The organism is Caballeronia sp. LZ016 (assembly GCF_031450805.1).
Classification (GTDB): Bacteria; Pseudomonadota; Gammaproteobacteria; order Burkholderiales; family Burkholderiaceae; genus Caballeronia.
This window is the reverse complement of sequence record NZ_JARTVY010000005.1, coordinates 479764-492258: the sequence shown is the minus strand read 5'-3', so window position 1 is coordinate 492258 and position 12495 is coordinate 479764. Positions and strand designations below refer to the sequence as shown.

The 12495-nt window shown below is 63.2% G+C and carries 15 protein-coding genes; 9 read left to right on the top strand and 6 right to left on the bottom strand.

The genetic code is table 11. The features are described 5' to 3' along the window. Positions 1-225 precede the first annotated feature (225 nt). The 5 genes from P9220_RS26055 to P9220_RS26035 all read right to left on the bottom strand — a co-directional run bounded on the left by P9220_RS26055 (position 226) and on the right by P9220_RS26035 (position 2494). On the bottom strand, positions 226-525 hold the full coding sequence (locus tag P9220_RS26055; RefSeq protein ID WP_309768736.1) for a DUF6723 family protein: 300 nt from the start codon (positions 523-525) through the stop codon (positions 226-228). Positions 526-631: 106 nt separating this feature from the next. Beyond that, positions 632-1084, bottom strand: coding sequence for a DUF3597 domain-containing protein (locus P9220_RS26050; protein WP_309768735.1), 453 nt, complete (start codon positions 1082-1084; stop codon positions 632-634). Between the two features lie 61 nt (positions 1085-1145). Continuing rightward, positions 1146-1361, bottom strand: a complete 216-nt coding sequence (locus tag P9220_RS26045; protein ID WP_309768734.1) for a DUF2795 domain-containing protein — start codon at positions 1359-1361, stop codon at positions 1146-1148. A gap of 54 nt (positions 1362-1415) precedes the next feature. After that, positions 1416-1631, bottom strand: a complete 216-nt coding sequence (locus tag P9220_RS26040; RefSeq protein WP_309768733.1) for a hypothetical protein — start codon at positions 1629-1631, stop codon at positions 1416-1418. 47 nt (positions 1632-1678) lie between these two features. Next, positions 1679-2494, bottom strand: coding sequence for an OBAP family protein (locus tag P9220_RS26035; RefSeq protein WP_309768732.1), 816 nt, complete (start codon positions 2492-2494; stop codon positions 1679-1681). A gap of 144 nt (positions 2495-2638) precedes the next feature. Between P9220_RS26035 and P9220_RS26030 the strand changes: the two genes are divergently transcribed. From P9220_RS26030 to P9220_RS26010, 5 genes are all read left to right on the top strand, one after another. Continuing rightward, entirely contained in the window at positions 2639-2830 is a 192-nt protein-coding gene (locus P9220_RS26030; RefSeq protein WP_309768731.1) for a hypothetical protein, read from the top strand. A 19-nt stretch (positions 2831-2849) separates the two neighbouring features. After that, positions 2850-3719, top strand: coding sequence for an MBL fold metallo-hydrolase (locus P9220_RS26025; protein WP_309768730.1), 870 nt, complete (start codon positions 2850-2852; stop codon positions 3717-3719). 143 nt (positions 3720-3862) lie between these two features. After that, on the top strand, positions 3863-5140 hold the full coding sequence (gene soxC, locus P9220_RS26020) for a sulfite dehydrogenase (RefSeq protein WP_309768729.1): 1278 nt from the start codon (positions 3863-3865) through the stop codon (positions 5138-5140). After that, on the top strand, positions 5133-5654 hold the full coding sequence (locus P9220_RS26015; protein WP_404980235.1) for a c-type cytochrome: 522 nt from the start codon (positions 5133-5135) through the stop codon (positions 5652-5654). The genes soxC and P9220_RS26015 overlap by 8 nt, the downstream gene beginning before the upstream one ends. 153 nt (positions 5655-5807) lie before the next feature. Beyond that, complete coding sequence (locus tag P9220_RS26010) at positions 5808-6554, top strand: glucose 1-dehydrogenase (RefSeq protein ID WP_309768728.1); 747 nt, start codon at positions 5808-5810, stop codon at positions 6552-6554. Positions 6555-6599: 45 nt separating this feature from the next. Here the strand turns inward: P9220_RS26010 and P9220_RS26005 are convergent, their stop codons facing one another. Next, positions 6600-7898: an L-fuconate dehydratase gene (locus P9220_RS26005; protein WP_309768727.1), complete on the bottom strand. Its 1299-nt coding sequence runs from the start codon at positions 7896-7898 to the stop codon at positions 6600-6602. Between the two features lie 133 nt (positions 7899-8031). On the opposite strand from P9220_RS26005, the gene P9220_RS26000 reads away from it, so the two are divergent. From P9220_RS26000 to P9220_RS25985, 4 genes are all read left to right on the top strand, one after another. Continuing rightward, positions 8032-8790 carry a GntR family transcriptional regulator gene (locus P9220_RS26000; protein WP_309768726.1) on the top strand — a complete coding sequence of 253 codons (759 nt, stop codon included), beginning with the start codon at positions 8032-8034 and terminating at the stop codon, positions 8788-8790. Between the two features lie 68 nt (positions 8791-8858). Further along, on the top strand, positions 8859-10370 hold the full coding sequence (locus P9220_RS25995) for a sugar ABC transporter ATP-binding protein (RefSeq protein WP_309768725.1): 1512 nt from the start codon (positions 8859-8861) through the stop codon (positions 10368-10370). Positions 10371-10387: 17 nt separating this feature from the next. Further along, complete coding sequence (locus P9220_RS25990) at positions 10388-11431, top strand: ABC transporter permease (protein ID WP_309768724.1); 1044 nt, start codon at positions 10388-10390, stop codon at positions 11429-11431. A 57-nt stretch (positions 11432-11488) separates the two neighbouring features. Next, positions 11489-12430: an ABC transporter substrate-binding protein gene (locus P9220_RS25985; RefSeq protein ID WP_309768723.1), complete on the top strand. Its 942-nt coding sequence runs from the start codon at positions 11489-11491 to the stop codon at positions 12428-12430. Positions 12431-12495 lie beyond the last annotated feature (65 nt).

The window sequence follows — 12495 nt, the reverse complement described above, 5'->3', positions numbered from 1 at the left end:
GGCAATCGTCATCGGTTCTTGTACTCGTTGACCCTTCACGCGGCAATTCGCAAAGCATGGACGGGAGTTGTCTCAACCCGGCATTTTAGCGGCTTGCGGCCTTCTTCGTGCGAGGGTGCCGTTCAAGCATGGCGCGGCGATGCGGGCAAACGCGCGCTGGCGATGAGGAAGCCGCGCAAGAAAAGGCGCGAGCGCGCCCGTCGGTCCCCGTGCGGCGGGGCGGGCTCACATCTCCGGCATCCGCAGATCGGCTGCGACGATTTCCCGGCCCCGCGCCTGCGCCGCGTTTTTCGCGTCGTCCTTGAGCGTGAACGGGCCGATCTCCTCGGCGCCGTCGAAGGGGTAGAGCAGACGCCCGTCGGTGAGCCGCACGACTTTCAGCGTGCCGACGAATGCGCCGCTCACGTGAGGCCGATACGACGCGTAGATCGCGTAATCATCGTCGGTGAGGCCGGGTTTCGCCGACACGTTCTTCTTCCATGGGAACAGCACGAGTTTCGCGCGACGCGAGACCGGTTCTTTCATGGCGATCACATCCCTCAGTAGAAACGGCGCGAACGCTCGGCATGCCGCACGCCGAATGCTTCGACTGCCGATCGCACGACAGAGCCGGTCATCGCGAGTCCGCGCGTCAGTTCTTGAGATCGTCGGGAACCTTGCCGCCGTTCTCCGCGAGCTTCTTCATCACTTCCTTGTGCAACCAGATGTTCATCGAAGCCGAGTCTTCGGTATTGCCGGTGTAGTGCAATTCGGACGCGAGTTCCTTGCGCGCCTGCAGACTGCTGTCGAGGCCGAGGAGCTTCATCAGATCGACGATCGAGGTGCGCCAGTTCAGGTTTGCGCCGTTCTGCTGCTGCTTTTGCGAGAGGATTGCTTCGACGTCGACTTCGGGCATCGGCGTGACGGGAGGACGCGCGGGTTCGGTGCCGGGCGTGGCCGGCGCAGCCGACGGATTGGCCTGCGCCGCGGCCGGCGCACCGCCCGTCGCGTTCGATGCCGCCGGCGGCGTGGCCGCCCCGGACGTCGTCGCGGCCGGATGGTCATGCGGGAAGATCTTGTTCAGGATCGTCGAGAAAATGCTCATTGTGTTCCCCCTTTGGTTGGAGCAGCGCGAAGTCCGCGCAGTGCAGGTGATTGAAAGACTTTCACTCTTCCTGGCCGACCGCCTTCGATACCGCGGCGGGGCTGTCGTATTCCTGCTCGGGCAGCGCGTCGAGCGCGTTGGTGACTTCCTCGCTCGCGCCGTTGCTGCGCGCGGTCTCGAGGAGCGTCTGTTTGTCCGCGGGATAGTCGATTCCCTTGAGCGCCTTCTGCATCTCGATGAACATGTTGTTCGAGCCGCTGGACTCGTCTTTGGCCATCGCATTTCTCCTTGAGAAGATGATTCGAAAAGCGCCTGCGCGATGCAGCCTCGCTTACTGGCTCGCGCCGGCGGGGGCGTCGCTGGCGGCGGTCGCGGGGAAGCTCGTCGCGGCAGGGGCGGACGCCATCGGCGCGGACGCTGCGGAGGTGTCGCTTGCTGCGCCGCCGGCGGCGTTATCGGAGCCGCGCTTGCAGCCCGCCGTGAGCGACATCGCGGCGACGACTGCACCGAGCACTGCCATGCGAGTAATGGGGGTGATGGGGTTCATGCGCATTTGTCCTTCCTCCATTCTGGGTTTGGACTGCGTTTGGCCGATCACGACGCATCGCGCCCGTCCCTGAACGGGACGTCCATGAGCGTCGTCTGCACTGAGGTGCCGCTTTCCCACGCATTCGCACCCGGCGCGATGTCGGGCACGGGAATGTCGTAGCGCTTGCGCCGCCGGTCTTCCCACGAGACGCCGAGACGCGCATCGCGCGCAGCGAGCATTGATTCGTCGAGCTGCCCGTCCTGCGTGAAACCCATCATCAGTTGCGGCGGGCCGTACGGGAAGTCGTCGCGATCGATCTGCCATGTATGAAAGGTCTTTCCGTAAGTGGACACGAGATCGTTGAAATAGGCGCGCTCGGCCATCTCCGGTATGCCGGGCGCAATCAGAGTGCCCGACTTCACTTCATAGTGATGGCTGTGCCAGAGGCGCTTCTCTTCCTCGGGCAGTTGCCGGAAGCGCGCTTCCGAAATGATGTATTCGATGCCGATGAGCCGCGCATCCGGCCGGTTCGAATCGAAGATCACGCATTGATGCAGGTCGTGCTTCAGATGAATGCAGAAGTGGTGAGCTTCGACCTGTCGGCCCATGTCGTCCGCATACATGTGGAAGCCGTTGAGCCACGTGCTCATGGCGTCGAGCGGATACTTCGGCTGCATCACGCCCGATGCGAGATCGAGCAGGCGATGCTTCGCCGAGTGGCCCTCGCCCGTGCGCGCAAGCGCGCTCGCACGGCGGCCGATCAGGAGCCCCGCAGCCGCAGCAAGGCCCGCGACCACGCCTGCGGCGAGCGGCATCAGCGGGTCCGATTGGTTCGACAGCACGCGCCGGTTGGTCATCCATGTCTCCGTTTTGTCATGCATTCCCTTGTCCGTCGGGCAGCAATAAGCGTTCCGGCACGCGTGGGCGAACGCAAGCGCGCGCGGCACTGCGATTGCTTGAAGGTCGGCGTGCGGATCTCGCAGTGCCGCATCCGTCCCCCTCACGTTCACCTTCAGGAGCGAATCATGAGCACGTCACCCCAGAACGGCAAACCGGATGCATCGCAGAACGCCGACGATCAGGCGCAAACCGGCAGCGACGAAACCTTTACGACCGATGTCTCCGAAACCGACGACGAAGGCACCACGGTGCGCGAAGCCGAGGTGAGGGCCGACGATCTGTCCGAAGTGAAGCCCGCAGGCGGCGACAAGTCCTGATGACGCGCGAGCGGTCCTCATGCGCGTTCATCACCTGAATTGCATCTCGAGTTGTCCGCTCGGCGGCAAGCTGTTCGACGGCCGCACGCCGAGCCTGTTGCGTCGCGGCGAGCTGACGTGTCATTGCCTGCTCGTCGAGACGAACGACGGCCTCGTGCTCATCGATACGGGCTTCGGCCTGCGGGATGTCGCGAATCCGCAGAGCCGCCTGAGCACGTTCTTTCTTTTCATGCTGAAGCCGGCGTTCCGCGAAGAGATGACGGCGGTGCGGCAGATCGAGCGTCTCGGCTTCAGGGCGAGCGATGTGCGCCACATCCTGATGAGTCACCTCGACTTCGATCACGCGGGCGGCCTCGATGACTTCCCGCAGGCCACCGTGCATATGCTCGAGATCGAACGCGACGATGCGCTCGCGCAGAGGACGTGGCTCGACCGGCAGCGCTTCCGCCCGCAGCAGTGGTCGACGCGCGGCCACTGGAAGGTGCATCGCGGAGGCGGTGAGACGTGGCGCGGCTTCGACTCCGTGCGTCCGCTGCCGGGTTTCGCGGATGACATCGCGCTCGTGCCGCTGCCCGGCCATACGCTCGGACACGCGGGCATCGCGGTGCGCAAGGACGGCGCGGGATGGCTGCTGCTCGCCGCCGACGCCTACTTCTTCCATACGGAGATGGACCGCGACCGCCCGCGCTGCACGCCGGGCCTCGCGTTCTATCAATGGATGATGGAGAAGGATCGCGCGGCGCGCCTGCACAATCAGGCACGCCTGCGCGAGCTTTGCCGAAGCGCGGGTTCCGAGCTGACTGTCTTCTGCAGTCACGATCCCTTCGAATTCGAAAGACTGGCGGGACGTTCGCCCGGCATTCCCGCCGAGCAGTTGCTGGTCTACTGAACGTCCCGGCTTCTCTCATAACGATATGAATCCTCGTTGGTTAGCGGACGAACGTCCGTTGACTAGAATGATGCGCCTGCGCTTTCAGGGCCGCGCGGCTCTTTCGCTCATCGAGCGGCGGAGATCATTACGGATTCCATACGATGCGAAAACCAACGAAGACCACGCGATCTCCGCGCGTGGCGGAAGGACGGCGCGACGCCATGCGCAAGCTCGCGGCCGGCACGGCCGGCATGTTCGCCTCGGGCGCTGCATTGCGGGCCGATGTGCTCGCGCCGTCCGCGCCGCTCGCCGTGCCGTCGTGGACGCTTGCGCCGGGCTCGCCGCTGCTGTCGCCTGCGTATGGCGGGCCTGCATCGTTCGAACGCGATGTCATTCGACGTAGCGCGCGCGCTCCCGCGATGCCGGGCTCCGGCTCATCGATGACGCCGCTCGCCGATCTCTTCGGCACCCTCACACCGAACGGCCTCGTGTACGAGCGGCATCACGCGGGCGTGCCGAAGATCGATCCGGACCAGCACCGGCTCGTGATTCACGGCTTCGTGCGCGAGCCGCGCGTCTTCAGCATGGACGATCTCGTGCGCCTGCCCGCCGAATCGCACGTGTACTTCCTCGAATGCTCGGGCAATACCGGCACGGAGTGGAACGGGCCGAGCGGCTTGCCGGTGCAACTCACGCACGGCCTGCTGTCGTGCTGCGAATGGACGGGCGTGCGGCTCTCGACCTTGCTCGACGAGGTCGGCATCGAACCGTCCGCGCAATGGCTGCTGGCCGAAGGCGCCGACGGCGCGGCGATGACGCGCAGCCTGCCGCTCGATCGAATCCTCGAACGCGCGCTCGTCGTGTATGCGCAGAACGGCGAACGTCTGCGCGCGGAGAACGGCTACCCGGTGCGGCTCGTCGTACCCGGCTTCGAAGGCAATACGAACATCAAATGGCTGCGGCGTCTGAAACTCGTGCGCGCGCCGGAAATGACGCGAGAGGAAACATCGAAGTACACGAGCCTGCTGCCCGATGGCCGCGCGCGTCAGTTCGTCTTCGAGATGGATGCGAAGTCGGTCATCACGCGTCCATCGGCGGGGCATCGGCTGAAAGAGCGGGGCTTCTATGCGATCAGCGGCTATGCATGGTCCGGACGCGGCCGCATCAAGGGCGTGGAGGTATCGGCCGATGGCGGCCGGAGCTGGCGCGCCGCGCGTCTGACGAGTGCGGTGAATGACCGGGCGCTCACGCGTTTCGAAGCGGACTGGCGATGGGACGGCGGCCCCGCCGATCTGCAAAGCCGCGCGACGGACGAAACCGGCTACGTGCAGCCGTCGCGTGAAGCGCTGGTGGCCGCGCGCGGGCTCAACACGCAGTATCACTACAACGGCATTCATAACTGGCATGTCGATGCGAGCGGCGAGGTGCGCAATGCTTAAGACGCTCTTGATGGCGACGGCCTTCACGATTCCCTCGTATGCGTTCGCGACCGATTACGGCATCGGTCATCCTGTCGATCGAGACGCGATCGCCGCATGGGACATCGACATCGATGCGGCAGGTCGCAACCTGCCGGCAGGTTCCGGCGATGTCGCGCACGGCAAGCTGATCTTCGGCGCGAAGTGCGCGATGTGCCACGGCGCGAACGGCGAGGGCGGCATCGGCGATCCGCTCGCAGGAGGCATCGGCACGTTGTCGAGCGCGAAGCCGAAGAAGACGGTCGGCAGCTACTGGCCGTATGCGACGACGCTCTTCGATTACATACGCCGCGCGATGCCGTACAACGCGCCGCAATCGCTGTCGGCGGACGAGGTCTATGCGGTCAGCGCGTATGTGCTCTATCTGAACAGGATCGTGCCGGAAGACGCGCGGCTCGATGCACGGTCGTTGCCTCGCGTGAAGATGCCGAACCGCGACGGCTTCGTCGGCGACCCGAGACCGGGTGCGTTGTAGCGAACGCATCGGAAGGAATCGATTATTCGTGATTTCCCGCCAGTCAATTCGTTGCGAGCCGCTTTATCGCATTGATCGACCTGTCTACATTTGCGCTTAGCAGATCGGTTCGACCGATGAACCGCCGCAAACCATCCTTGAAAGGAAACGATCATGAGCAAGCTCACAGGGAAAGTCGCCGTCGTCACAGGTGCATCGAAGGGTATCGGCGCTGCAATCGCCAGAAAGCTCGCAGCGGAAGGCGCTTCGGTGGTGGTGAACTATTCGAGCAGCAGAGCGGGCGCGGATGCGGTCGTGGCCGACATCACAGCAGCCAACGGACGCGCGATCGCGGTCGGCGGCGACGTGTCGAAAGCGGCGGATGCGCAAGGCATCGTGAATGCGGCCGTCGAAACGTATGGCCGGCTCGATATCCTCGTGAACAACTCGGGCATCTATGAATTCGGTGCGATCGAAGAGATCACCGAAGAACACTTCCACAAGCAGTTCAATGTCAACGTGCTCGGCGTGCTGCTCGTGACGCAGGCCGCCGCGGAGCATCTGGGCGAAGGCGCGAGCATCATCAACGTGAGTTCGGTAGTGAGCCGCATCACGCCGCCCGCAAGCGCGGTCTATAGCGGCACCAAGGGCGCGGTCGACGCCATCACCGGGGCGCTCGCGCGTGAGCTCGGGCCGAAGAAGATTCGCGTGAACTCGATCAACCCGGGCATGGTGGTGACCGAAGGCACGAATACGGCGGGCATCATCGGTTCGGAGATGGATGCCGCCATCGTCGCGCAGACGCCGCTAGGCCGCCTGGGCCAGCCCGACGACATCGCATCCGTTGCGGTGTTCCTCGCATCGGACGATGCACGCTGGCTGACGGGCGAAAGCATCATTGCGAGCGGCGGGCTGCGTTAATCAGCGGTCGATACACGCCCGGCCTTCGAACGGCCGGGCACGCGTTCACGAACGCCAGGCTTCGCCATCCGGATACACATGCCGGTCGAGCGAAGCCGCCTTCATTTCGATGCTGTAGCCCGGCTGCTGCGGCGGCATGTACCGGCCGTTGCGGATCACGACGGGATCGACGAAATGCTCGTGCAGATGATCGACGTATTCGAGCACGCGATTCTCGAGCGAGCCCGACACGCAAATGTAATCGAACAGCGATATGTGCTGAACGTACTCGCATAGCCCGACGCCGCCCGCGTGCGGACATACCGGCACGCCGAACTTCGCGGCCATCAGCAGCACGATCAGCACTTCGTTCAGGCCGCCGAGACGGCAACTGTCTATCTGACAGAAATCGATGGCTTCGGCCTGCAGCAACTGCTTGAACATCACGCGGTTCTGGCAGTGCTCGCCCGTCGCGACGCCGATGGAACCGAGTCTTCGACGGATGGCCGCATGGCCGAGAACATCGTCCGGGCTCGTGGGTTCTTCGATCCACCAGGGATCGAACTCGGCCAGACGCCGCATGTTGGCGACGGCTTCATCGACGTCCCACACCTGGTTCGCGTCCATCATCAGCTTTGCATCCGCGCCGATCTCTTCGCGAAGAATGCGCGCACGGCGCACGTCTTCTTCGAGATTGCCGCCGACCTTCTGCTTGAAGTGCGTCCAGCCCTGCGCGACGCCTTCGCGTGCGAGCCGGCGAATCTTGTCGTCGTCGTAGCCGAGCCAGCCCGCCGATGTCGTATAAGCCGGATAACCGCGGTCGAGCATTTCCTTCTCGCGTTCGCCGCGCGTCTTCGCATGGCGATTCAGGATCGCGATGGCCTCGTAGGGCGTGATTGCATCGGTGACATAGCGGAAGTCGAGACATCGCACCAGTTCTTCGGGCGTCATGTCGACGAGCAGCTTCCACACCGGCTTGCCTTCGGCTTTCGCCCACAAATCCCACACCGCGTTGACGACCGCTGCCGTCGCGAGATGAATCGCGCCCTTGTCGGGACCGATCCAGCGCAACTGACTGTCCGATGTGAACGCGCGCCAGAACGCGCCCATGTTCGCGGTGATGTCTTCGAGCGTCCTGCCGACGATGAGCGGCCTGAGCGCATTGACGGCGGCAACGCATATCTCGTTGCCGCGTCCGATGGTGAAGGTGAGGCCGTGGCCCGTCACGCCGGACGGTGAATCCGCTTCGAGCGTGACGTAGGTGGCGGAATAGTCCGGCGCGGCGTTCATGGCGTCGGAGCCATCGAGCGAGCGCGAAGTGGGAAAGCGGATGTCCCGAACGGACAGGTTGGTGATCGTGGTCATCAGGGCGCCCTCCGGGGCGATGGCGATCGACTTCGGTCTGCGGGAAAACACCAATGAAGTTCGATGACGTCATAAGCGCTTAACGACGACTAGGCATTTGCACGCGTTGACAACATCGAATCTGCTTTCTAGCATGCTAGCATCTTCATCGGAAATCAAGCGCCCCGTGAGTACTTCGTCCGATACGAACACTATGAGTACTCCGTATGACGCACTGCACAAGATCGGTGGCGCGCAGCGCGGCAGTCTCACCGATGCGGTGGAGGAAGCGTTACGCGAAGCCATCGTCACGCTGGCGCTCGAACCGGGAATGATGATCGACAAGATTGCCGTATGCGAACGCATGGGCGTGTCGCGCTTTCCTGTTTCCGCTGCACTGGCGCGGCTCGAGCACGCGGGCCTCGTCGAAGTCTTGCCGCAGCGCGGCACGCGAGTCAAACCCATCGCGCTGCGCGACATTCATCAGCATTTGTTCATCCGCAGTGCGCTCGAAGTGGAAACGGTGCGCGACGTGGCGCTTCATCTTTCGCCGGCGACGCTCGAGTCACTCGCCAGCAATCTGGAGCAGCAACGCGCGGCCGTCGCGAATACGCAGCGTCTTGCGTTCCATGCGCTGGACCTGGGCTTTCACGAAATCCTGCTCGATGCAATCGCGTTGCCGCGTGTGAAGGAAATCGTCGCGGTATCGCGCAACGCGCTGGATCGCGCGCGGCAGATTCTGGCCAGTCCGGAGCGGCTCGTGCATACGCTCGCAGAACACGAACGCATTTTCGAAGCGATACGAAAGGGCGAAGCCGATGCCGCCGCGAAAGCCATGCACGACCATCTCGACCAGGTCGTGACTGAGCTGCACCGCTCGGCCGGGAAGAGGCCTGATCTCTTCGAGCAGTAGCTGTAGCAGTGGCAGTGGATGTTCAGCGGTATCGACACGCAGTATCGAACCTCTTGAAACGGGACTCCATGACTCCGCTCATTTCTGTCAGCAAGCTCAGTAAAAGTTTTCCAGGCGTGCGCGCGCTGCATGAAGTGCAGTTCGAACTCATGCCGGGTGAAGTCCATGCGCTCATGGGCGAAAACGGCGCGGGCAAGTCCACGCTGATGAAGATTCTCGCCGGCGTTTACAGCCGCGATTCAGGCGACATGTTCGTGGACGGCAAGCCGGTCGAGTTCACCAGTCCGCGTGAAGCGCAGGCGCTCGGCATCGGCATCATTCATCAGGAGCTGCATCTGATGAATCATCTGACCGTCGCGCAGAACATCTTCATCGGACGCGAGCCCCGCAAGCTGATGGGCCTCCTGCTCGACGAGGACAAGCTCAATCGCGCGGCGCACGACATTCTCGCGCGCATGCACGTCAATCTCGATCCGCGCACCGTGGTCGGCACGCTCACCGTCGCTAGCCAGCAGATGGTCGAGATTGCGAAGGCGCTATCGTTCGATTCGCGCGTGCTCATCATGGACGAGCCGACCTCCGCGCTCAACGACGCGGAAATCGCCGAGCTCTTTCGCATCATCCGGCAACTGAAGGAGCGCGGCGTCGGCATCGTCTATATCTCGCACAAGATGGACGAGCTCGAACAGATATCGGACCGCGTGACCGTCATGCGCGACGGCGAATACGTCGCTACCGTCGGCACGCGCGAGACGAGCGTGGAGACGATCATCGGCATGATGGTGGGCCGCACGCTCACCGATCTGACGTCTTTCCTCGGCGGTTCGGACCAGGGCGATGTCGCGCTCGACGTCAGGCATCTCAACGCGGGACCGCTCGTGCGCGACGTGAGCTTCACGCTTCGCAAAGGCGAGATTCTCGGCTTCGCCGGTTTGATGGGCGCGGGCCGCACCGAAGTCGCACGCGCCGTGTTCGGGGCCGATCCGATCGCGTCCGGCGAGATCTTCGTGAAGGGCGCGAAGGCCAGCATCAAGAGGCCGAGCGATGCGGTCGCGCGGGGCATCGGCTATCTGTCGGAGGACCGCAAGCGCTTCGGCCTCGCAACGGGCATGGATGTCGAATCGAACATCGTCATGTCGGACCTCGGCAAGTTTCTTTGGGCGGGCATGTTCCTGCGGCGTTCACGCATTCGCAAGTCGGCGTCGCATTTCATCAGGCTGCTTGCAATCAGAACGCCCTCGCCCACGCAGCCGGTGCGGCTGCTCTCGGGCGGCAACCAGCAGAAGATCGTCATTGCCAAATGGCTCGAGCGCGACTGCGACGTGCTGTTCTTCGACGAACCCACGCGCGGCATCGACGTCGGCGCAAAGAGCGAAATCTATCGGCTGCTGCGCTCGCTTGCGGCACAGGGCAAGGCGATCGTGATGATCTCCTCCGAACTGCCGGAGATTCTGCGCATGAGTGACCGTATCGTCGTGATGTGCGAAGGGCGCATCACCGGCGAACTTTCCGCGAGCGAAGCGACGCAAGAGCGCATCATGCAGCTCGCGACGCGTCGTCCCACACTGCAAGCGGCCTAAAGCCGCGAGGACCGACCATGAACCAGCCATCGCAGCCTTCCCAGCCATCCGATAGCGCCGCGCTCAGCCCCGGGGGACGCGCAAGCGGCCTGCGCGGCCGGCTTTTCTCTCCGACCGCGCTGCAAAAGCTGCTCGCCTTCGCAAGCCTCATCCTGCTGCTCGTGTTCTTCAGCTTCGCCTCGCCCGCGTTCATGCAGACGGACAACATCCTGGGCATTCTGCAGGCGACGGCCGTGAACGGCGTGCTGGCGATTGCGTCGACGTTCGTCATCATCACGGGCGGCATCGACTTGTCCGTGGGCACGCTGATGACCTTCACCGCCGTCATATGCGGCGTGTTTCTCACCTACTGGCATCTGCCGATGTGGCTCGGCATCGTCGCGGCCATCGCAACGGGTGCGCTGTGCGGCACGATCTCCGGCACGCTGACCGCGAAGATGAAGATACCGCCCTTCATCGCGACGCTCGGCATGATGATGCTGCTGAAGGGCCTTTCCCTCGTCGTGTCGTCGAACAAGCCGATCTACTTCACCGACACCGAGAACTTCTACATGATCTCGCAGGACTCGCTGATCGGCTATTTCTTCCCGAGCGTGCCGATTCCGAATGCGGTGCTGATTCTCTTCGTTATCGCGATCGTGAGTTCCATCACGCTGAATCGCACGGCGCTCGGCCGCTATACGTTCGCGCTCGGCAGCAATGAGGAAGCGGTGCGCCTATCGGGCGTGAACGTGGACCGCTGGAAGATCGCCATCTATGGCCTGGGCGGCGCAATCTGCGGCGTCGCGGGTCTCTTGATCGCGTCGCGGCTCAACTCGGCGCAGCCGGCGCTCGGACAAGGCTATGAGCTCGACGCCATCGCGGCGGTCGTGATCGGCGGAACGTCGCTGAGCGGCGGCGCGGGAACGATTCTCGGCACCATCATCGGCGCGTTCATCATGAGCGTGCTGACCAATGGATTGCGCATCATGTCGGTGGCGCAGGAATGGCAGATCGTCGTGACCGGCCTCATCATCATTCTCGCGGTCTATGCGGACATCCTGCGGCGCAGGAAGCGCTGACCACCGCGCGAAGAACATCTCGCAAGAACCGATATAAACCCAAGGAGGAGACGCATCATGTTGAAAAGAAGAATCATCGCTATCCTGATCGGTGTATCCGCGCTCGGCTGCGCAACGGGCGCGGCCTACGCGGACGAGCCTTATATCCCGCTCATCTCCAAAGGCTTCCAGCACCAGTTCTGGCAGGCGGTGAAGTCCGGCGCCGAACAGTCGGCGAAGGAACACAAGGTCAGGATCAGCTTCGAAGGACCCGAGACCGAAGCCATGGTCGACAAGCAGATCGACATGCTGTCCGCCGCGCTCGCGAAGAAGCCGCAGGCCATCGGCATCGCCGCGCTCGACAGCAAGGCCACGATTCCGCTGCTCAGGCGCGCTCAGAACAACAAGATTCCGATCATTGCGTTCGACTCGGGCGTCGATGGCGACATTCCGCTCACGACGTGCGCCACCGACAACGTCGCCGCCGCCGCGCTCGCCGCCGACAAGATGGCCGATGCAATCGGCAATGCGGGCGAAGTCGGCGTGATCGTTCACGACCAGACGAGCCGCACCGGCATCGATCGTCGCGATGGCTTCGTCGATCAGATGAAATCGAAGCATCCGAACATCAAGATCGTATCGGTGCAATACGGCGCTGGCGATCACCTGAAGTCGGCGGAAATCGCCAAGGCGATGATCCAGGGCAACCCCAGCATCAAGGGCATCTTCGGCGCGAACGAAGGCTCCGCTGCGGGCGCGGCCATCGGCATCAAGGAGTCGGGCAAGAAGCTCGTGCTGATCGGCTACGACTCGGGCAAGGAACAAAAGGCGGACATCAACAACGGGCTGATGCTCGGCGCGATCACGCAGAACCCGATCGGTATCGGCAAGTGCGTGGTGGATTCGGCGGTCAGGGCGCTGAAGGGCGAGAAGCTGCCGAAGAAGGTCGATACCGGCTTCTACTGGTACGACAAGAGCAACATGAACGACCCGAAGATCGCCGCAGTGCTGTACGACTGATCGGGCGCGGCCGGGTGTAGTAAACACCCAATTGACTTTCTCCATGCGCCGCGACGACGATGTGT